The organism is Streptomyces sp. NPDC020192 (assembly GCF_044388685.1).
In the GTDB taxonomy this organism is placed as follows: Bacteria; Actinomycetota; Actinomycetes; order Streptomycetales; family Streptomycetaceae; genus Streptomyces.
The window spans coordinates 1-19,952 of record NZ_JBIRXG010000006.1 but is presented as its reverse complement, the minus strand read 5'-3'; the positions used below and the strand labels follow the sequence as shown (position 1 = coordinate 19,952).

Genomic DNA, 19,952 nt, shown 5'->3' with positions numbered 1-19,952 from the left:
CGTGGTGCTCAGTCGCGCTGCTGGTCGAGGGCGTCGTCCAGGGTGGTGGCGGCCATGATCAGCGACAGATGGGTGAAGGCCTGCGGGAAGTTGCCCAACTGCTCGCCACTGGGACCGATCTCCTCTGCGAACAGGCCGACGTGGTTGGCGTAGGTCTGCATCTTCTCGAAGGCGTAGCGCGCCGGACGAATCCGCCCGGCGCGGGCAAGAGCGTCCACATAGAGGAAGGTGCAGAGGCTGAAGGTGCCTTCGGAGCCCTGCAGACCGTCCGGGGAGGCTGCCGGGTCGTAGCGGTACACGAGGCTGTCCGACACCAGCGTGCGGTCCATCGCGTCCAGGGTCGACAGCCAGCTCAGCGTCCTGGGCGCCAGGAACCCGACGCGCGGAATGAGCAGCAGCGAGGCGTCGAGGACATCGCCTCCGTAGTGCTGGACGAGGGCCTGCTCCTTCTCGTTCCAGCCCCGCTCCATCACCTGTTCGAGGATCGCGTCGCGAGCCGCGGTCCACCGAGGGGCGTCGGCGGGACGGCTGAACTCTCTCGCCAGGCGCAGCCCCCGGTCGAAGGCCACCCAGGCCATCACCCGGCTGAAGGTGAAGTCCTGGCGCCCGCCACGGGTCTCCCAGACGCCCTCGTCGGGGCGGTCCCAGGAATCGGCCAGCCAGTCCAGCGTCCGCGCGACGTTCTTCCAGCCGTGGTAGCTGCCTCCCATGGCGACCTCATGCCCCTCCGACAAGCCGTAGAGCGCCTCCCCGTAGATGTCCAGCTGCAGCTGGTCGGCCGCCGCGTTTCCCGCCCGCACCGGAGAGGACCCCCGATAGCCCTCGAAGTGCGGGAGAACCTCCTCCGGCAGCTCCGGGTCCCCGTCGACGCGGTACATGATCTGCAGCGGCTCGCCGTCGACGCCCTCCCGGGCCTGGAGGCGGTCGCCCATCCAGTGCGTGAACTGCGCCGCCTCCTCGGCGAACCCAAGATCGAGCAGGGCACGCACGGACAGGGAGCCGTCGCGGACCCAGGTGTAGCGGTAGTCCCAGTTGCGTTCACCCCCGATCTGCTCGGGCAGGCCCATGGTGGCGGCGGCGACGGGAGCACCCGTGGGTGCGTAGGTGAGCAGTTTCAGCGTGATGGCCGAGCGATGCACCACACCCGGCCACCGCCCGTGGTACCGGGAGTGGCGTACCCAGCGCTGCCAGAAGTCCACCACGTCCCAGAACCGCTCCAACGCCCTGTCCGGGGTGACCGGCGGCGGGGTGTCACCATCGGGCCCGCCCACGGTGAACACGGCCGCGGCCACCTCACCCGGTCCCAGGGTCACCTCGGCCCGCACGTCGTTGCCGTCCTGCCGCAGCGGAAAGGTGCTCTGCAGATAGGCGGTGGTGTCCGGTGCCCGGAACGTGGCGGTACCGTCCCGCACGTCGAGATGGTGGGTGGCCCGGCCGTAGTCGAAGCGCGGACGGCACTCCAGGGTGAAGCGCACCGTCCCGCGCACCGCCCGCACGCCGCGTATCAGTACATGCCTGTCCGTGGGGGTGCCGGTGCGGTCCGGTGGCATGCAGTCGAAAACCTCGCCGACTCCGTCCGGCGACATGAACCGCGTCACCAGGACCGCGGTGTCGGGGTAGTAGAGCTGCTTGCAGGCGGTGTTCCGGCTTTCCGGAGCGAACAGGAAGTACCCGCCGCGGTCGTGGTCGAGCAGGGCTGCGAAGACACTGGGCGAGTCGAACCGGGGAGCCGCGAACCAGTCGACGACCCCCTGGGATGACACCAGAGCAGCGGTCTGCAGGTCGCCGACGAGGCCGTGGTCGGCGATGGGCGGGTAACGGTCCATGATCATCTCGCTTCCCTGATGCCCCTGCCTCCACTGTCCGCCCCGTGCGAGGAGGCTGCCACGGGATGCGGCGCGAGGGGCGAGGGATCCGCCGGCGGTCACCCCGCGGTGTCCGCCGTGGCGCGCGGCGGGTTGGGCTTGAGCGGGGCGGCGACGCGTTCGGCGGTGGCGGCGGCCCAGCGGCCGGAGGTGACGGTGCCCAGTACCAGGATGGCCGCCCCGCACCCGGCGATGATCCACCAAGCCGTGGGCCGCGCGCCGGAGGCGACCGCGGCGCCGATCACCGCGATGCCGAGCGAGGATCCGACCTGACGGCTGGTCGCGGCGACCGCGGCGGCCACCCCGGCCTGGGCGCGCGGCATGCCGGACACCGCTGTGTAGGTGATCGGCGCGTTGACGAAGCCGAAGCCGAGACCGAACAGCGCGTACGTGACGTCCAGCAGGATGTCCGAGGGGTGGGCGGAGCGGGTGACGGCGACGGCCAGTACACCGCTGGCGGCGATGCCGGCCCCGGCGAGCACCAGGGGAATCCGCGGACCGCGGCTGCCCACGATCCGTCCGGACAGCGGCGGGCACACCAGGGACAGCACCGCCATCGGCAACAGGTGCAGCCCGGTGCCCAGGGAACTCAGTCCCACCACCCGTTGCAGATACAGGGTGTTGGCGAACAGAAAACCGCCGAGCGCGCCGAAGGCGAGGACCGCTGTCGCGGTGGCCCCGCTGAAAGGTGCGCTGCGGAAGAGCCGCGGCTCGATCAGCGGTTCGGCGCGCCGGTTCTCGTACGGTACGAAGGCGGCCAGCGTGCCCGCTGCCACGATCAGGCAGGCCACGATCGGCGGCGCGGTCCAGCCCTCGCCGGGCGCCTCGATGACGGCGTACGTCAGCGTGCCGAGCAGGCTGATCACCAGCAGCTGGCCCACGGGGTCGGCGCGTCGGGCCGTCGGCGCGCGGGACTCCGGGACGAACAGTGCGGCGAGCGTCAGCGCGGCCAGCCCGGTCGGCACGTTCAGCCAGAACACCGACCGCCACCCGGCCGACTCCACCAGTACGCCACCCAGAACCGGCCCGGCCGCCATGCTCAGGCCGACCACCGCGCCCCAGACGCCGATGGCCCGTGCCCGCTCCCGTGGTGCGGTGAAGGTGTTGGTGAGGATGGCCATGGCGACGGGGGTGAGCATGCTGCCGCCCACCGCCTGCACCATACGGAAGACGACGAGCCAGCCCGTTGTGGGCGCCAGACTGCACAGGGCCGATCCACCGGTGAACAGCACGAGACCGAGCTGGAAGACGCGCCGTCGTCCGACGCGGTCGGCGGTGGCTCCGGCCAGGGTCAGCAGCGAGGCCAGGACGATGGTGTACGCGTCGAGCGTCCACTGCAGGCCGGAGACGGAGGAGTGCAGGGACCGCTGCATCGAGGGGAGTGCGACGTTGAGGACGGTGACGTCGAGACTGACCAGCAGCACGCTCAGGCAGCAGACGGCCAGGACGGGGGCGCGCCGCCCCTGTGCGGGATCGGGCACGTCGGCTCCCGCGTTCAGTTGGCGGGCCGACGGGCGGTGTGAGCGTCGGCGAAGTCCCAGACCACGGGAAGGAGTTGCCCGGGAGTCTCGATCTGGGGCATGTGACCGGTGCGGGGGAGGAGTTCGAACCCGGCGCCGGGGACGGCGGCGGCGTACGCACGTCCGTACTCGGTGTCGACGACCTGGTCGCTCTCGCCCCACGCGACGAGGACCGGGGACGTGACCTTGGCCAGGCGCTCGCGCAGGGTGGGGTCGGCCATGGCGTGCGGGCCCGAGTAGACCTGCAGCGCGGCCCGGTTGGCGGCCGCGACGGCGCGCTGCTCGTCGGAGAATGTGCTGGGGTCGATGCGGAACCTCTCGACGTCGTGGAAGGAGAGAGCGGACAGTTCGGCGGGCGTCAGGGTGAAGGGGTCGGCGACCGGGTGGCCGGGGACCTGGATGCCGGCGGCGTTGACGAGGACGACGCCGCTGATCCGGTCACTGCCGAGCAGGGCGATTTCGGCGGCGATCCAGCCGCCTATGGAGTTGCCGACGACGGTGACGTCCGCCAGGCCGAGTTCGTCCAGCAGTCGTCCGTAGACCTGGGCGAGGGTGGGCACGTCGGTGAGCCAGTCGGGCCGGGCGGTGCCGCCGAAGCCGGGGTGGACCGGGGTGATGACCCGGGCCGGCCGCTGCTCGGCGAGGAGCGCGGCGAACCCCGTGACGGTCTGCGGACCGCCGCCGCCGTGCAGGAGCAGGAAGGGGCGACCCTTGCCCCGCTCGTCGACGGTGAAGCTCAGGTCGACGTCGCCGGAGTCGAGGGTGAGGGTGATCGTGCGGGCGGTGCTGGTCATGGAAGTCTCCAAGTCGGTTGCTGGCGGCGGGGGTTACTGGCGCCGGGCCGTCACGCGTAGTCGGTCGCCGGCACGGTGGCGTACCGGCTCATCACCTGGACGGTCGCCTGCGGGGTCAGCTCCCGGCCGCCGGCGACCATGTCCCGCAGGTCGCGGAAGTACTGCACGTACAGGTCGGGCGTGAAGGTGTTGAGCATCACCGCCGGCTCGTCGCCGAGGTTGGCGAAGGTGTGCGGGGCACCGGGCGGGATCATCGCGAGGGTGCCGGCCGGCGCGACGTGGGTCGTCTCCCCGACGGTGAAGTGCACGGTGCCGGAGACCACGTAGAAGCCCTCGTCGTGCTGGGCGTGGCGGTGCTGCGGGGGCCCTTCGGTGTGCGGGGCGAGGGTGATCTCGCCGATGCCGAGACGGTGCCCGGTGGTGCTGCCGTCCTCGAGGATGCGGATCTGTGCCGGTCCCAGCCGGATCGTCTCGCCGTCGTCCGGGCCGACCACGGAAACCTCGGTCATCGCCATCTCCTTCGTAAGAGTCAGCTCTCACGAAGGAGGTTAGAGGGTGAGGTCTCGGCATGCAAGTCGACTCTCACGACGAGAGTGGTCAGTGATAAGATGGCGGCGGATGGACAGACACGAAAGGGGACGTACCGGGTGGCGACGACGCAGGCGGACACGGACACCGGCCGCAGCAATCAGAAGAGGCGCACGCGTGCGGCGATCGTCGAAGCCGCCCGCGAACTCATCGGCACGGGCGACGAGGTGACCATGCCCGCGATCGCGCGCGCGGCCCTGGTCTCCGAGGCCACCGCCTACCGTTACTTCCCCGACCTCCCCTCGCTGATCAGCGAGGCCCTGGCCGGCGCTTGGCCGCCCCCCGCCGAGGCGCTCGCGCCGGTCGTGGACTCCACCGACCCCGTCGAACGGGTCGCCTACGCCTGCGAGTTCCTGTTGCGCGGCGTACTCCTGCGGCAGGGAGCGGTGCGCGCCATGATCGCGGCCACCATCACCCGCCCCGGGACGGCGACCGCCAGGCCAGGTGTCCGCTTCGGTTTGATCGACCTCGCGCTCCTCCCCCTGGAGGGCACGCTGGGGGCGACGGATCCGGAAGCCCTCGCCCAGCTCAAGCGGGACCTCGCCGTGGTCGTCAGCGCGGAAGCCCTCTTCTCCCTCACCGACCTGTGCGGCCTCGCCCCCGACGACGCCATCGCCAGCGCGGTACACACGGCGACCACGCTGACCGAAGCCGCGCAGCGGAGGAGCGCGCGGGGGTGAGCCGAGCGCGGAGGTCTCCCCGGGCAGACCTCCCCGCCGCGCTGCGAACCATCGATCTGCGTGGTCACGATGATCGGCGGGACCGAGACACAACGGCTGCCTCGCCTGTGAGCGGCGCTTGACGCAGAGCGGCCGACCTGCCACCTGCGCGCAAGATCGGAGAGTTGATCGCCGACTTCGACAAGGTGCACGGACCGGCCGACCCGGAGGCGGTGGCGGCCAAGCGGGCCCGGCTCACGGGCGGGACCTCGAATGCCGGGGCGGCCGCATGAGCGGTGCCCTGGTCCTGGACAGCGAGGGCCTGGCGAAGGCGGTGCAGCGAGATTGAAGGCTGCGGCTCCGGGACTCGTCCCACGGCCACGGCTGTGCCTGCGTGCAGGGCCGGGTCCCCGGTCAGGTCTTCAGCGCGGCACGGATGAGAGCGCGCAGTTCATCGTCGGTGACGGCCGCCATGTCCGTGGACCGCAGCCGAATGGTGGCCTTTCCGCTGATGAGCGTGGGATGGCGGGAGCTGAAGCCACCATCGCGGTCTGTTCCCCACCCGTAGATCGAGACACCGTGCTGCCAGACACCGATGTGCAGCCTGCGCCTTTCGACCCGGTAGGTGGGCATTCCGTACGACAGCGCCACGCTCGCCTGCGGGAATTCCTCCAGGATCAGCCCGCTCACCCGGTCGAAGAGCGAGCGGTGACCTGGCGCGATGGCGTCGATGTACTCCTGCACAGAGTCCATGTGACCCATTGTGGTCCTGCAGGGCAGGGGCGTGTGCGGCACCAGCGGCCTGCTCCCGACCGTCAGGCGGCTGATCAGGGAAGATGGAGAACTGGGACGGGCGAATCTAGGGTCAGCACGTGGCTTTCATCATGGTGTGCGAAGACGACGCGGCGGTCCGCGGCGTCCTCAAGCGCGCCCTGGAGCATGACGGCCACACCGTCTCCGTCGCCGCCACGGCCGACAGCCTGCTGCGGCAGCTCGCACCGGCGCCCCATCTGGTCGTCCTGGATCTCGGGCTCCCGGACGCCGACGGCCGCGACGTCTGCCTGGCCCTTAGGGCTCGCGGCGTCGACGCGCCGGTGTTGATGCTCACCGCCTTGGACGGCCTGCATCACAAGGTGGGCGGCTTCGAGGCCGGCGCCGACGACTACATGACCAAACCCTTCGACATCCCGGAACTGCTGGTCCGCGTCCGAGCGCTGCTGCGCCGGGCAACCGTGGCGCCCGCACCGCGCGAGGTCGTCCTCGATCCGGCGAAGCATGTGGTGACCTACGATTCGGTGAGCATGAGCCTGACCCCGACCGAGTTCCGGCTACTGGGCCGCCTGATCGCCTCGCAGGGCGACGCGGTACGCCGCCACGCCCTCATCGCCGCCGGCTGGCCGCACGGAGCGCAGGTCAGCGACAACACCCTCGACTCGTTCGTGCGCCGACTGCGGACCAAGCTCGGTCCGCTGGGGGTGGCCGAGCGTCTGGCGACTGTCCGCGGCGTGGGCTACCGATGGCAGTGACGGGATTTCGCAGCAGGGTCGTCGCGCTCACTGTGCTGATCGCCACCGCCGTGGTCGCGATACTGGTCGTGGTCTCGCACGTGCTGCTGAGCGGGGTGACGGACGCCGACGCGCACGATCTGGCGCGTACCCGCACCGAGGCGGTCGCGGCGAACGTCACCGCCGTGGGCGGCCGTGTCGTGCTGACGGAGAACAGCAGCGAGGCGCTGGACGAGGTCGCCTGGGTGTACGCCGACGGCCGCCTGATCGACGGGAACGTACCGGCGAGCATGGTCGAGCGCGTCGAGGCGCTGGCGGACTCGGGGCGATCGCAGACCGCCGCCGTCGGCACCTACCTCCTGTACGCGCGGAAGGTCCCGATCGACGGCCACCACGTCATGGTGATCGTCCGGGTGGACCTCACGCCCTACGAGACATCCGAGCAGCGCAGCCTGGCGTTGTCGCTGATACTGGGCGGCCTCACGATCCTCCTCGCCGGCGGTGTCGCGCATCTCGTGGTGCGCCGCGCGCTGCGGGTCGTGCAGGAGATGGCCGCCCTCGCCGACGACTGGGGCCATCACGAACCCGGGCGCCGCTTCAACCTCGGAGTCCCCCGCGACGAGTTCGGGGAACTGGGGCGGACCCTGGACCACCTCCTGGAGCGCGTCGACAACGCGCTGGCGGACGAGCGCCGGCTCACCGATGAGATCGCCCACGAGCTGCGGACACCGCTCACGGTCCTGCGGGGCGAGGCACAGCTGGCGCAGCTGTCCGGCGAGCCGGTGCCGCCGGAGGCGGTGCTGAGCGAGGTCGACCGCCTCGATGCGGCGATCACGACGATTCTGCGCGCCGCGCGCGCACGGACGGACGACGGTACCTGGTGCGATCTGCGCTCGGCCGCACGGCAGGCGATCGGCAGCCGCGCGGTCGAGGTCGCCATCCCGGCGAAGGTCGAGGTGGCCGTGGCGCCCGACGTCGCCGTATCACTGCTCTCCCCCCTGCTGGAGAACGGCCTGCGGCACGCGCGGTCGCGTGTGTGGATCACCGCCCGCAACGAGGGTGCGGCCGTCGTGGTCGATGTCCTGGACGACGGCCCCGGGTTCGATCCCGCAGATGTGGACCGGGTCTTCGAAGCGGGTGTGACCGGCGGCGATGGGTACGGGCTGGGGCTGCCGGTGGTCCGGCGCATCGCCGCCTCGGCCGGTGTGGAGGTCCGCGCGATCGCGGACGGCCGCGGTCACGTCGAGGTGACGCTCCCGGCCGCGCGTGCGGCCACGTAGTCAGGTTGCGTGCAGGTTCCCCGCGTAAACCTCCCCGCATGACAACGACAACGGAGGCACGCACGCGCAGCGGGCGGCTCATGCTCAACAAGGTCCCCGAGGTCACCATCTGGTTCTGGGTGATCAAGATCCTGTGCACGACCGTCGGTGAGAGCTTCGCCGACTGGATCAACATGAAGCTGGGCGTCGGCCTGGTGAACACGGCCTGGATCTTCACCGCGGTGTTCGTGGTGGTCCTGGCCGTCCAGCTGCGGTTGAAGCGGTACGTTCCGTTCCCCTACTGGCTGACCGTGGTCGTTGTCAGCGTCACGGGCACCTTGTACACCGACATCCTGACCGACCAGCTGAACGTGCCGCTGTGGATCAGTTCCGCGGTCTTCTCGGTGCTGCTCGCGGTGGTCTTCGGCGTGTGGTGGGCGCGTGAGCGCACGCTGTCGATCCACTCGGTCACCACGTTCTCGCGGGAGTCGTTCTACTGGCTGACCGTCCTGGTCACCTTCGCGCTCGGCACCGCGACCGGTGACTGGACTCTGGAGCTGACCGGCTGGAGCCCGGGCGTCTCCGTTTTGCTGCCGCTCGGCCTCATCGCGGCGATCACGGCGCTGTGGAGGTTCGGCGCGAACCCGGTGCTGTCCTTCTGGCTCGCCTACATCCTGACCCGCCCGCTGGGCGCGAACATCGGCGACTGGCTCGCCTCCCCCAAGGTCGCCCAGAACCCGGGTGACCCGACCGGTCTCGACCTGGGCACGTTCACCACCAGCCTGATCTTCCTCGGCCTGATCCTGGCGACGGTGGTCTACCTGACGGTGACGCGCTCGGACGTGACCGAGACCCACGAGGCGACCCACGCCGCACACGTCATCGGCGACCCGCGCAAGGAGCGCGTCGCGCTGGCCGGCTTCGGACTGCTGGCCGTCGCCACCGCGGGCCTGCTGGTCTGGGCCCACGGTCAGCCGCACGTCGGCCCGGCGCCGGAGACCGACGCCACCTCCGCCGTCCAGATGGCTCCCGGCCAGGCGGTGAAGAAGTTCCCGCCCGCGAAGGTCGCCGCGCTGAAGAGCCTCGCCTCCACCTCCCTCAAGGACGCACGCTCGGGGAACGCGACCGGCGCCCACGCGGCCGCCCAGTCGCTGCGTGACCTGTGGGATGCCGACCAGGACTCGCTGCAGCCGCTGGACGGAACCGGCTGGACCTCCATCGACGCCCAGATGGACAAGGTGCTCAAGACCTTCGGCATCGATCACTCGAACCCTCCGATGTCGCCGGCGCAGCAGGAGAAGGAACTGAACGCCCTCCTGGCGGACCTGGGCTGACAGACCGCACAGCGCAGGCGGCCGGGGCCGCCTGCGGCGGCCCGGGCATGTCAGCAGACGCCCATGGGGCGGTCGAAGCCGGCGTCCATGGCTTCGACCGCCCCGCTGTTGCCCCAGGCTGGTCAGTTCGCGGTGGCGGCGGATGCGCCAGAAGCGGGCGCCGGCGACCCCTCAGACCCGGGCCCTGCACGCCTACCTGCGCCGGCGCAACACCAAACACGCACTCGCCTTCGTGTGGATCTGCAGGGATTCCTTGACCCAGTCCGGGCCGAAGCCGGGTGACTCGGTGGCTTGTGCGGGGTCGAGCATGTAGCGGAGGAATACGGGTGTATTCCACGGCCTCGCCGGGCGGGCGGTGCAGGGCTTCGTGGAGGACTCCGTCGCGGACGTCCTGGGGGTCGGTGCCGTAGACATCCGTGTTGCCGGGGATGTTGTTCCGTTGCACCGGGCTGCCCAGCGCTGCGGCGGCGGCCAGCAGCGGTAGGGCCGCATGGGTATCCCCACCACCGTCCTGCCGTACCTGAACTCGGCCCAGGCCGCCCACCCCGCGTACCGCCGGAGTCTGGACCAACTCCGCGAGATGGGCGTCCTTATCGGGTCGTACGAGCCCCACAAGCCCAAAGCCGGCGGTGGGCCCGACCGCTTCCGCTGGGAAGAGGCGCTGGATCTCCTGGAACCACATCTCCTTCTTCGCCGGTAACCGGGCTGGTGGTCAGGGGCTCTCCTCGTCGTCCCTCTTGGGCAGGACCCGCAGGGCTCTGTTGTTGCGGCGCACGGTCCGGTACACGGTCGGCTGGAAGATCACACCCGAGGGACGAGGCGGCGATCGCGCAGGCTCCCCGAGCAGGCGTGGGAACCGGGGGCCAGGGCCGGATCCACCCGGTTTCGCGGACCAGACCCTGGCCGGAATGCAACAGATCCCGGCCATGTGCTACGTCGTGCTACGACGCCCCATGGCGCCCCCGGTCGCGGCGGCGCAGGAAGAGCAGGCCGCCGGCGACGGCGGTGACGCCCGCGGCGGCCGTCCACCCGACGATCTCCCCGGAGCCGGTCGCGGCGAGGCCGCCCCCAACGGCGGGGGAGGCGGAAGCGGCGGGTTTCGGGGCGGCCTTGGTGTCCGTCGCCTTGTCCCGCGTGAACGCCAGCGTCCCGAAGCCGAGCTGATCGAACCCGCCGCTGTTGGGCCCGTAGTCCCCGCCGCCACCCTCGGGCGCGGCCTTGGCGGCGATCTGCGTGAGGTACGTGGCGGACAGCCCGCGCCGCTTGGTGTAGTGGTTGGCGACCATGGCCCAGACCGGCCGTACCTGTGTCGGGCTGGCCTGGGCGACCGCGGTGGGGTGCTGGATTCCCGGACGCTGGTCCAGTTGGGCGTAGGGCGTGTACGGCACATTCCCGCCCATGCTCCACTTGGCCACGTACTGAGCGCCCTTGAGGAAGCGGTTGTCGTCGTAGCCGTACAGGTCGATGCCCTGGTTCCAGGCCATCTCGCAGAAGGTGCCCATCAGGCCGACGCCCATCAGCGAGTGCCCCTGGTCGCGCCCGGCCTCCATCCACTCGGCGAGCCCGTCGTCGTGCACGACCGGGATGGCGTGCTTGATCGAGCCCATGCCGGCGCCGTGCTTGAAGTACTCGACGGCCCGCTCGACCTTGGCCTGGTCGTCGCAGAAGATGCCCGTGGCCAGCGCGCAGGCCATGTTGCACAGGTCCCAGTTGGGCCAGTAGTGAGGGGCCGGGGTGCCGTTGTTGTGCCTGACGAGAAAGTCCTCACTCACCGAGTAGAAGACGTCGACCAGCATCTTCTGGAATCTCTCGAGCTGGAAGTCCTTGTGGTCGCGGACGAGTTCGGCTGCGTTGGCGGCCTGGTACCCGTATATCCCGGCGGCCAGGAACCGGTCGGCGCTGCCGTCGACTTTCGTCAGCTTCGCCGACCAGGCGTTCAGGATCGCGACGGCGGTGTCGGCGTGGGCGCTGTCGCCACTGACGTGGTAGCGCAGGGCGTTCTGGTACGCGGCGTGGATGTCGTTGAAGAGGGTCCAGTAGTTCTGCTTCCACGTGCTGCGGGGGCGCAGTTCCACGCCCCGGTACACGATGGCCTGCGGATTGGGCGTCCAGTCGCTCTGCGAATGCCGGTTGGCGGTCAGCTTCGCGTACCCGGCGGTGTAGGGGGAGGCGCCGGCCTTCACCTTGGCGGCCATACGGGCGAGGTCGGCGCCGGTGTGGAGGAGGCCGGGGTGCGCGAAGGCCCCGCCCGCCGCGACTGAGGGGGTGGCGGCGGTGGCGATCGAGGCGGCTCCGGCTGCGACGCCCGTGGCCTTGAGTACGGCCCGGCGGCTGATCTGTTGTGTCACATGCATGCCTATGAGACGGGTGAGGGCGGACGCCGATCACGAAAACTGGACGGGCCGTGGTGCAGAGGGCCACCGGGCCATGGGGGCCCGGCACCCCGCCTCGGCCGCGGAGCGCGACCGTAACACCACGTCCAAGGACGCAGACCTGGACGATCTCCTTGGCTCAGCCAGTGGCTGTGGGCCGCCGGGGCCCTGTCACGGTGGCTGTCTGCCACGACGCGCCCCGTCGCTGAACGGCCCGGCCGGCGCTGCTGGACAGGCTCGGGGCGTGCGGCCAAGCGGCACGCAGCCGAACCGCGCGTTCGCCGGAGAAGCCCGGGGCGGGCCGGCGCCCCGGGCGTTGTGGTGGGGGTCGGGCGGTCTGGTGCTCGGCGTGCTGGGCACCTCGGTGCTCGTCGACGGTGCGGAGCACGGTCGGCGCCTGCCGGTGGCCGTGGTCCTGGTCCTTGCTCAGGCATGTGCCCTGCGGTGGCAGACGCGCGCACCCATGGCCGTACTGGCCGTCAACGCGCTGACGGGGCTCGCGGTGTGGGCTCTGCTGCCCGCGGTGTCCTTGACGGGGGCGCTGCTCGCCGCGCAGGTCACGTTGTGCGTGCTCTCGGCCACCAGGCCGCGGCGGGTGTCGGCGTGGACGCTTGCGGCGATGTGCCTGCCGGCGCCGCTGGCCCTCGGGGCGGCCGGCGCCGCGGGGCCGTCGGTCTATCTGCTGGCGGTGGTCCTGGCGTGGACCGCGGGGCAGTGGCGCAGGGCACAGCAGGACCGGATACGGGCGGAGGCGCGCCGGGCTGTGGTGGAGGAGCGGGCGCGGATCGCGCGCGAGGTGCACGATGTCGTGGCGCACACCCTCTCCGTGCTGGTCATTCAGGCGGGCGCCGCCGACGACGTGTTCGTCCAGCGGCCCGAACAGGCGCGTGAGGCGCTGCGGGCCATCGAAACGGGTGCCCGCTCGGCACTGGGCGAACTGCGCACCATACGGACAGCCGGTCGACATCCGGGGTGCCCGGGCATGACGGGCAGGTGACCGCAGCCGGACGACCGGCGGCTCGGAGGCCGACGGCCCGGGGCACACGCCGCGGACGGGCGGCGGTGCCGCCGGGCCGTCAGGCGCCGGCGCGGCGGGGGTTCACCTGGCGTGCGAACCCCTGCTGCGGCGCATGCGAAGCACCAGCACGGAGCCGGCGGCGAGGGCCAGCAGGCCACCGAGGGCGCTGTAGGTGACGGCGTTGCCCATCCCGGTGGAAGCCAGGCCGCCGGCCGGGTCGCTCCGGTCCGGCCGGCCGACGGGTACGCCGGCTGCCGAGGCCTGCGCTCGGGTGCCGATCGTGCCGGAGGCGGAGGCGACCGGCGCGGCGGCGGTCGGCGTGGGGGCAGGTGACGGGGTGTCGGTGCGGGTGCCCGCGGACGAGGGCTTCAGTTGGAGCGTCGTGATCGAGTACGGGGGCAGTGTCTGTGCGGCCGCCGTTCCCCGTGTCGCCGTGGTCAGGGCGGTGCCGCCCTTGGTGTAGGAAACGGTCCTGACCGTTCCCGGGGCCGGGGTGTATCCCCTGTAGGACAGCGACACCTGTGCCGCGTTCTGCGGGTTCTTGTTGATCAGCATGAGGTTCAGGCCGCCGTTGCTGCTCCGTACCGCGTGCACGGCGACCGACGGGTTGGCCGAGGATGCCTTGACCATGGTGTCGCCGGGCTGCGCGAGTGAGGTCAGCGAGCGGATGCCCCAGTAGGTGGAGAAGGGCGTCTCGCGGGCCGGCTCGCAGGTCCCGCCGGAGCAGGATCCGACGGAGAGGACGCCCCCGTCCTGGTAGTCGGTCTCGCCGTTGACGGTGGTGGGCTTGCCCATGCCGTTGTGCAGATCCCACCAGTCGACGCTGACGGCCCCCTGCTCGAGCCAGTTCATGTACGTGTCCGGCGCGAACAGCGCCGCGGCCTGGCTGGTCTGGGCCACCGAATCGGCACTGGAGGTCTCGGTGATCGCGATCTTCACCGAGGCGGCGTGCGGGCCCGCGTAGGTGTTGATCAGCGAGCGCACCGCGGAGGCGGTGCCGGCGATCCTGGCGGGGCTGTTCAGCAGGTTGGCCGTGCTGGAACCGCCGGGGTACCAGTGGACGATCACGAAGTCGACCGACTTGGCCGCGATGGAGAGCACGGTGTGGTTCCAGTCGGCGTCGTCGCCGGAAGCCTTCACCCCGTCCGGCCAGGAGCCCGGAGTGTTGAGCACCGCCCCGATCTTCACCTTCGGGTCCACGGCCTTCATCGCCTTCGCGTAGGCGAGGAGGTTCTTCGCGTACTCCCTCGGGCTTTTGTCGGCGTGGTTGTCGACCTCCCATTTGCTGCCGTAGTACCCGTTGCCGGAGACCTCGTTGCCGATCTCCCAGTACTTCACGCCGTAGCCCTTGTCGACGTTGGCGTACCTGACCCAGTCGGCGGCCTCCTGCGGGGTGCCGGACCCGTAGTTGGCGGTGATGATCGGCTGGGCGCCGACCTTCTTCGCGGTGGCCATGAAGTGGTCGAAGTCGGTGCCGGGCGCGGCCCAGCTGCCGCCGGTGACGGTGTGGGTCTTCCAGTGGTAGGCGTCCGCGACCGAGCCGCCGGGGAAGCGCAGCTGCCGGACTCCGGCGGCCTTCATCAGCGACGCCGCCGAGGGGTCGTTCATGTAGGTGTCGTAGACCGCGGTGTTGAGGCCGACCCCGGTGCTGGGCACCGTACCCAGGGAGGTGCCTGCATCGACGGTGACCGCGACGGTCGGCGCGGCGCCCGCGCTGAGCGCCAGGGCGCCGGCGCCGACGCCGGCCACGAGTGCCGCCACCGCCCCCGCGACCATGCGGCGGCGCGTTCGGCTACGGCGGTGCGTACGGCCCCGGGGCATCGGCTGCTCGGTGGTTATCGGGTCGTCAGGTGACACGTGTGGCTCCCGATCGGAGTGCGTGGATACGGGTGACATGGCGCAGCTGACCGCGCTCGCCGTGGTTGGTGCACCCCTAGGTGGCCGCTCGGGAGGGAAAGGTTGCCGCCGTACCCGATGTTCTTCAGGTCCCCTTCGTGCCGTGCACCGGTCGCCGGGAAATCAGCGTCGGGCGGCAACCTTCTCGTCCCCTGCGGCAACTGGGAGCCGGAAGGCCGAGTCGAACTACCGGATGGACGGGCATGAGAGCAACGAAGCACGCCGCGCCGCAACCGTGGCGCAGGCGCGGACTGGTCACGGGCATTCCCTTGGCGCTGCTGGTCGTCGGTGTGCTGGCGTGCCTGGCCCTGACCGTCCTCCCCGGAAGCGGAACCGGTGCCGGGCGGGCAGCCGACGCGTCCGCCGCAGGCGCGCGGGCGGCCGCCCCGTCCGATGCCGGGGCGGCGGCGGGCGGCGGTGCGGATGCGACGGTGCAGCCGACGGCCTCGGCCAGTCCCACGATCCCGGCCTCGGCCTCGGCCACGCCGTCGCCTTCGGTCTCGGTCACTGCGACGGCCTCGGCCACCAGTACCGCGCCCGCGAGCTCCAGGGCGGCGGCCCTGGCCGGACGGATCGGACCGGCCGTCAGCTACCGGGGGGTCGCCACCGCCTACGCCGCTGGTGACGGCAACGGCTCCTGCCTGTACGGGCCCTCCGACGACCTGATGATCGCGGCGATGAACGTCACCGACTACGAGTCGGCCAAGGCGTGCGGGGCCTACGTGCTGGTCCGCGCGGCCGGCGGGGCCACCGTCACGGTACGGATCGTCAACGAATGCCCATCGCCCTGCGCGCCGGGACAACTCGACCTCAGCCGACAGGCGTTCGCCAAGCTCGCCGACCTGTCGGTGGGCCGGCTCCCGATCACCTGGTCGCTGCTGAGCCCGGACCTGCCGGGCACGATCGCCGTCCGGTACAAGACCGGGTCCAGCAAGTGGTGGTGCGGGATCCAGGTGATCGGTCACCGGAACCCGGTGGCCGCGCTGGAGGTGCGGACCGCCGGCGGCTGGCGGCAGCTGCCCCGCACCGACTACAACTACTTCCTGTCCGCCGATGGCACCGGCTGCGGCGGGGCGCTCAGGATCACCGACATCTACGGGCAGCGGCTGACCGTCGACGGCATCGCCGTGCGGCCGGACGTCGCGCAGCCGACCGGCGTCCAGTTCGCCCGGCATTGACCAGCCCGCCGGTCAGCCTTCACCGGCCCTCAACCGAGCACGACCGCTGTTCGAATCCCGGGCTGGGGACTGTTAGGCTACGCGCCCCGATGTTGTTAAACGCGCAACCAACGCGCACATCATTGCCAGGAGAGGGCGACCGGGGGATGCTCCTCGACGACGCGTCCGCGGAGTTCCACGAATTCTTCGAACGCCACTATGCCGAACTCGCCCGTCTGGCACACCTCCTGACCGGCGAAACCGACGCGGCGGACGACCTCGCGGCGGATGCCCTGGTCGCCCTGTGGCAGCGCTGGGATCGACTGCGGCAGGCCGACCACCCGCTCGCCTACGCCCGCGGTGTGGTGGCCAACCTGGCGCGGGGACGCATCCGCAGCGCGGTGCGCGAACGACTCAGGATCACGCTGTTCTGGTCCCGCAGCCCCGAGAAGGTGGAAGGGCCGGACATGGCGGCCGTACTGGACGTCCGCGCGGCGCTCGCCCGGCTGCCGTTCCGCAAGCGGGCCTGTGTGGTGCTGCGGCACGCCTTCGACCTGTCGGAGAAGGACACGGCGGACGCGCTGGGCATCTCGGTCGGAACGGTGAAGAGCCAGACCTCGAAGGGAATGGCCGAGCTGAAAAGGATACTGGGCGAGCGAGCAGTCGGGGACCTGGTGGCAGGGAGGAGGAACCGGTGAACGAGGAGATCGCCCGTCAGCTGCGCGAGGCCGCCGAGGCCCACCGGCCCGACCGCGCGAGGATACTGGCCCGGGTGCAACGCGGCATGGCCGGCCCCGCCGTCCGCCATCGCGCGCGGCCGTTCGCGAGGTCCGGTACCAGGGTCGCGCTCGCCGGGCTCGCCGCGGCCGGCATCCTGGGAACCGGCGGCCTCGCCGTCGCCGCCATCGTCACGCACTCGTCGCCGTCGGCCACCGTGACCACGCCGGCCACCCCGTCCCCGGACGCCACCTCCCGGAAGCCGACGTCGACCCGCCCCACCCCTGTCGCGCCGGCCCCGGTCACCACCCCGGGCAGCTCGCACCCGACTCCGCCGGCCGCCGGTCCGTCACCGGCCGCCGGTGAGAGCCAGAACGGGCCGCTGTGGTCGGCCGGCTCGGTGGACCCGAAAAGCACCGTCTACTGGACGCAGAGCAACCTCGTCCTCAAGACGACCCAGCCGCTCACCGCGCTCACGATCGAGATGCGGATCGTGCAGACCGGCGGGGTGAAGAGCACCGGCACCTGGCAGACCCTGCCGAGTGCTGACTTCACCGTCACCGCCCAGGAGGCGGGCGGCACGCTGGTCTACCGCTGGGTCCTCAAGCCGGGCCTGACCGTGCCGGCCGGGAGCTATGAGTTCGCCGCCCAGTTCAACAACGGCACCGGCAAGCGCAGTGCCGCGGGCGACGGCTACCGCGTCGACGCGCAGGGTTCGGGCGGCTCCGCGTCGGTCCGGGGAGGGTTCGTCCCGACCCGGTGAAGGCCGCTGTGCGGCAAGGGGGACGAGTCCCTTGCCGCACAGCTCGATGGTCGAGCAGATCCCGGTGAGGCGCCCCCGGTCGAGTACCAGCGAAGCGTAGGTGGCCTCCATGGTGGCCGGCAGGTCGCCGTGGCACTGGGTGGGGATGGTGACGGCGGCCGTGAAAATTCTTCCCTCGATCGCGGCAACCTTTGTGTGCGTGGCGGCAACTGGCGGGTAACCGGGGCCGGATCAAGGCCCGCTGTGCCAGAAGGACATGCCGTTGTCAGATCAGAACCGCTCTCATCGCCGCCGTCCGGCGACCCGCCGTGTGCTCGCCGCCGCCGTGGTGCTCGCCGCCGCGGGTGCCGCCGTACCCCTGGTCGCTCTGGCCGCACACACGCCGAATGCCCGCACGCTGGCCGCCGCAGCGGCCGGCAGCGGCCGCTACTTCGGTACGGCGGTGCCCTCGGGCAGGCTCGGCGACTCGACGTACTCCACCATTCTCGACCGGGAGTTCAACATGATCACCCCGGAGAACGAGATGAAGTGGGACACCACCGAACCGTCCCGCGGCACCTTCAACTTCGGTCCCGCCGACCAGATCGTCGGCCACGCCTCCTCGCACGGCCAGCGGATGCGGGGCCACACCCTGGTCTGGCACTCCCAACTGCCCGGCTGGGTGAAGTCCATCACCGACGCCAACACCCTGCGCAGTGTGATGGACAACCACATCACCACCGAGATGACCCACTTCAAGGGCAAGATCTACGCCTGGGACGTGGTCAACGAGGCGTTCGCCGACGGCGGCAGCGGTCAGCACCGCAGCTCGGTCTTCCAGGACGTGCTGGGCAACGGCTTCATCGAGGAGGCGTTCCGCACCGCCCGGAACGCCGACCCCTCCGCCAAGCTCTGCTACAACGACTACAACATCGAGAACTGGACCGACGCCAAGACGCAGGGCGTCTACGCGATGGTGAAGGACTTCAAGTCCCGCGGTGTGCCCATCGACTGCGTCGGTTTCCAGAGCCACTTCGGTGCCGGCGGCCCGCCGGCGAGCTTCCAGACCACTCTGTCCAAGTTCGCCGCGCTCGGCGTGGACGTCCAGATCACCGAGCTGGACATCGCCCAGGCGTCGCCGACGGCGTACGCCAACGCCGTCCAGGCGTGCATGAACGTCGCCCGGTGCACGGGCATCACGGTGTGGGGCATCCGTGACAGTGATTCCTGGCGCACCGGTGAGAACCCGCTGCTGTTCGACGCGGGCGGCAACAAGAAGCCCGCCTACAGCGCGGTGCTCACCGCCCTGGGCAGCGGCAGCAGCGGCGACACGCCGGGCGGGGGCATCACCTCCGGCACCGTCTACACGCTCTCCGACGTGGCCGCCGGACGCGTTCTCGACGAGCCCGCGGGATACAACGGCAACGGCACCCCGCTCCAGGTGTGGGACGCCAGCGGTGCTTCCAACCAGCAGTGGCGGGCCGCCCGGAACAGCGACGGCTCCTACACGCTGACCAACGTCGCCAGCGGCCGGGTACTGGACGAGCCGGGCAACCAGACGGCCAACGGGACGAGGACGCAGGTCTGGGACTCCAACGGCGGCGCCAACCAGCACTGGCGGGCCGCCCGCAACAGCGACGGCTCCTACACACTGACCAACGTCGCCAGCGGCCGGGCGCTGGAGATCCCCGGCGGTCGGACCGCCAACGGCACTCCCGTCCAGATCGGGGACTCGGGCGGCGGCGCCAACCAGCACTGGAACTTCAGGCCGTCGACGCCCGCGTCGGCGGGCGGCACGTGTGCGCTTCCGTCGACGTACCGGTGGACGTCGACGGGTGCGTTGGCGCAGCCGGCGAACGGATGGGACGCGGTGAAGGACTTCACCGACGTCGTGTACAACGGCAAGCACCTGGTCTACGCGTCGAGCGTGTCGGGGTCGTCGTACGGCTCGATGATGTTCAAGCCGTTCACGAACTGGTCGGACATGGCGTCGGCCGGCCAGACCGGGATGAGCCAGTCCACGGTGGCGCCCACGCTGTTCTACTTCGCGCCCAAGAAGATCTGGGTGCTGGCGTCCCAGTGGGGCGCGTCGCCCTTCGTCTACCGCACGTCGAGCGACCCCACCAACCCGGGCGGCTGGTCCGCGCCGCAGCCGCTGTTCACCGGCAGCATCCCCAAGACTGAATCCCCCACCGGCCCGATCGACCAGACACTGATCGCCGACGACCAGAACATCTACCTGTTCTTCGCCGGTGACAACGGCAAGATCTACCGGGCGAGCATGCCGATCGGGAACTTCCCGGGCAACTTCGGCTCGTCGTACACGACGGTCATGAGCGACACGGCGAAGAACCTGTTCGAGGCGCCGCAGGTCTACAAGGTCCAGGGCCAGAACCAGTACCTGATGATCGTCGAGGCTCGGGGCGCGAACGAGCAGCGCTACTTCCGCTCGTTCACGGCCTCCAGCCTGAGCGGTTCGTGGACCCCGCAGGCCAGCAGCGAGAGCAACCCCTTCGCGGGCAAGGC

The 19,952-nt window shown here is 70.9% G+C and carries 15 protein-coding genes and 2 pseudogenes; 10 read left to right on the top strand and 7 right to left on the bottom strand.

Features of this window, described 5'->3' with window-relative positions; all coding sequences use genetic code 11:
• Positions 1-8 precede the first annotated feature (8 nt).
• The 4 genes from ACH47Z_RS13755 to ACH47Z_RS13740 all read right to left on the bottom strand — a co-directional run bounded on the left by ACH47Z_RS13755 (position 9) and on the right by ACH47Z_RS13740 (position 4,688).
• The gene (locus ACH47Z_RS13755) at positions 9-1,826 is read right to left on the bottom strand and encodes a glycoside hydrolase family 15 protein (protein ID WP_399073718.1); all 1,818 of its coding nucleotides are present in this window, start codon (positions 1,824-1,826) and stop codon (positions 9-11) included.
• A gap of 98 nt (positions 1,827-1,924) precedes the next feature.
• Positions 1,925-3,346, bottom strand: coding sequence for a DHA2 family efflux MFS transporter permease subunit (locus ACH47Z_RS13750; protein ID WP_399073434.1), 1,422 nt, complete (start codon positions 3,344-3,346; stop codon positions 1,925-1,927).
• A gap of 14 nt (positions 3,347-3,360) precedes the next feature.
• A complete protein-coding gene (locus ACH47Z_RS13745) occupies positions 3,361-4,179 on the bottom strand; it encodes an alpha/beta fold hydrolase (protein ID WP_399073433.1) in 819 nt (272 codons plus the stop codon).
• A 50-nt stretch (positions 4,180-4,229) separates the two neighbouring features.
• Positions 4,230-4,688 carry a cupin domain-containing protein gene (locus ACH47Z_RS13740; protein ID WP_399073432.1) on the bottom strand — a complete coding sequence of 153 codons (459 nt, stop codon included), beginning with the start codon at positions 4,686-4,688 and terminating at the stop codon, positions 4,230-4,232.
• Positions 4,689-4,826: 138 nt separating this feature from the next.
• On the opposite strand from ACH47Z_RS13740, the gene ACH47Z_RS13735 reads away from it, so the two are divergent.
• A complete protein-coding gene (locus ACH47Z_RS13735; protein WP_399073431.1) occupies positions 4,827-5,447 on the top strand; it encodes a TetR/AcrR family transcriptional regulator in 621 nt (206 codons plus the stop codon).
• Between the two features lie 393 nt (positions 5,448-5,840).
• On the opposite strand, the gene ACH47Z_RS13730 is transcribed toward ACH47Z_RS13735, so the two are convergent.
• Complete coding sequence (locus tag ACH47Z_RS13730; protein WP_399073430.1) at positions 5,841-6,179, bottom strand: DUF1801 domain-containing protein; 339 nt, start codon at positions 6,177-6,179, stop codon at positions 5,841-5,843.
• Positions 6,180-6,298: 119 nt separating this feature from the next.
• Here ACH47Z_RS13730 and ACH47Z_RS13725 point away from each other — a divergent pair, with 119 nt between their 5' ends.
• The 4 genes and pseudogenes from ACH47Z_RS13725 to ACH47Z_RS13710 all read left to right on the top strand — a co-directional run.
• Positions 6,299-6,952: a response regulator transcription factor gene (locus ACH47Z_RS13725; RefSeq protein ID WP_399073428.1), complete on the top strand. Its 654-nt coding sequence runs from the start codon at positions 6,299-6,301 to the stop codon at positions 6,950-6,952.
• Positions 6,943-8,211 (top strand): sensor histidine kinase, encoded by a 1,269-nt coding sequence (locus tag ACH47Z_RS13720; RefSeq protein ID WP_399073427.1) that lies wholly within the window; start codon positions 6,943-6,945, stop codon positions 8,209-8,211. The genes ACH47Z_RS13725 and ACH47Z_RS13720 overlap by 10 nt, the downstream gene beginning before the upstream one ends.
• Positions 8,212-8,249: 38 nt before the next feature.
• The gene (locus ACH47Z_RS13715) at positions 8,250-9,524 is read left to right on the top strand and encodes a hypothetical protein (protein ID WP_399073426.1); all 1,275 of its coding nucleotides are present in this window, start codon (positions 8,250-8,252) and stop codon (positions 9,522-9,524) included.
• A 490-nt stretch (positions 9,525-10,014) separates the two neighbouring features.
• Positions 10,015-10,224, top strand: a pseudogene (locus ACH47Z_RS13710) (flavoprotein); the annotation flags it as partial.
• Positions 10,225-10,465: 241 nt separating this feature from the next.
• On the opposite strand, the gene ACH47Z_RS13705 reads toward ACH47Z_RS13710, so the two are convergent.
• The gene (locus ACH47Z_RS13705; RefSeq protein ID WP_399073425.1) at positions 10,466-11,878 is read right to left on the bottom strand and encodes an alginate lyase family protein; all 1,413 of its coding nucleotides are present in this window, start codon (positions 11,876-11,878) and stop codon (positions 10,466-10,468) included.
• Between the two features lie 334 nt (positions 11,879-12,212).
• Between ACH47Z_RS13705 and ACH47Z_RS13700 the strand changes: the two are divergent.
• Positions 12,213-12,860, top strand: a pseudogene (locus ACH47Z_RS13700) (sensor histidine kinase); the annotation flags it as partial.
• A 135-nt stretch (positions 12,861-12,995) separates the two neighbouring features.
• On the opposite strand, the gene ACH47Z_RS13695 reads toward ACH47Z_RS13700, so the two are convergent.
• Entirely contained in the window at positions 12,996-14,771 is a 1,776-nt protein-coding gene (locus ACH47Z_RS13695) for a cellulose-binding protein (protein WP_399073424.1), read from the bottom strand.
• 242 nt (positions 14,772-15,013) lie between these two features.
• On the opposite strand from ACH47Z_RS13695, the gene ACH47Z_RS13690 reads away from it, so the two are divergent.
• From ACH47Z_RS13690 to ACH47Z_RS13675, 4 genes are all read left to right on the top strand, one after another.
• Positions 15,014-15,988, top strand: a complete 975-nt coding sequence (locus tag ACH47Z_RS13690; protein ID WP_399073423.1) for an expansin EXLX1 family cellulose-binding protein — start codon at positions 15,014-15,016, stop codon at positions 15,986-15,988.
• 146 nt (positions 15,989-16,134) lie between these two features.
• A complete protein-coding gene (locus ACH47Z_RS13685; protein ID WP_399073422.1) occupies positions 16,135-16,665 on the top strand; it encodes a SigE family RNA polymerase sigma factor in 531 nt (176 codons plus the stop codon).
• Positions 16,662-17,447: a hypothetical protein gene (locus ACH47Z_RS13680; protein WP_399073420.1), complete on the top strand. Its 786-nt coding sequence runs from the start codon at positions 16,662-16,664 to the stop codon at positions 17,445-17,447. Before ACH47Z_RS13685 ends, ACH47Z_RS13680 begins: the two co-directional genes overlap by 4 nt.
• A 256-nt stretch (positions 17,448-17,703) precedes the next feature.
• Positions 17,704-19,952 (top strand): non-reducing end alpha-L-arabinofuranosidase family hydrolase (locus ACH47Z_RS13675; RefSeq protein WP_399073419.1); only part of this gene is annotated, 2,249 nt, incomplete at its 3' end.

Coding starts and splice junctions, on each gene's coding strand:
- ACH47Z_RS13740 (WP_399073432.1), bottom strand. CDS start 4,688: ATGACCGAGGTTTCCGTGGTCGGCCCGGACGACGGCGAGACGATCCGG.
- ACH47Z_RS13745 (WP_399073433.1), bottom strand. CDS start 4,179: ATGACCAGCACCGCCCGCACGATCACCCTCACCCTCGACTCCGGCGAC.
- ACH47Z_RS13730 (WP_399073430.1), bottom strand. CDS start 6,179: ATGGACTCTGTGCAGGAGTACATCGACGCCATCGCGCCAGGTCACCGC.
- ACH47Z_RS13755 (WP_399073718.1), bottom strand. CDS start 1,826: ATGGACCGTTACCCGCCCATCGCCGACCACGGCCTCGTCGGCGACCTG.
- ACH47Z_RS13705 (WP_399073425.1), bottom strand. CDS start 11,878: ATGCATGTGACACAACAGATCAGCCGCCGGGCCGTACTCAAGGCCACG.
- ACH47Z_RS13685 (WP_399073422.1), top strand. CDS start 16,135: ATGCTCCTCGACGACGCGTCCGCGGAGTTCCACGAATTCTTCGAACGC.
- ACH47Z_RS13720 (WP_399073427.1), top strand. CDS start 6,943: ATGGCAGTGACGGGATTTCGCAGCAGGGTCGTCGCGCTCACTGTGCTG.
- ACH47Z_RS13690 (WP_399073423.1), top strand. CDS start 15,014: ATGAGAGCAACGAAGCACGCCGCGCCGCAACCGTGGCGCAGGCGCGGA.
- ACH47Z_RS13715 (WP_399073426.1), top strand. CDS start 8,250: ATGACAACGACAACGGAGGCACGCACGCGCAGCGGGCGGCTCATGCTC.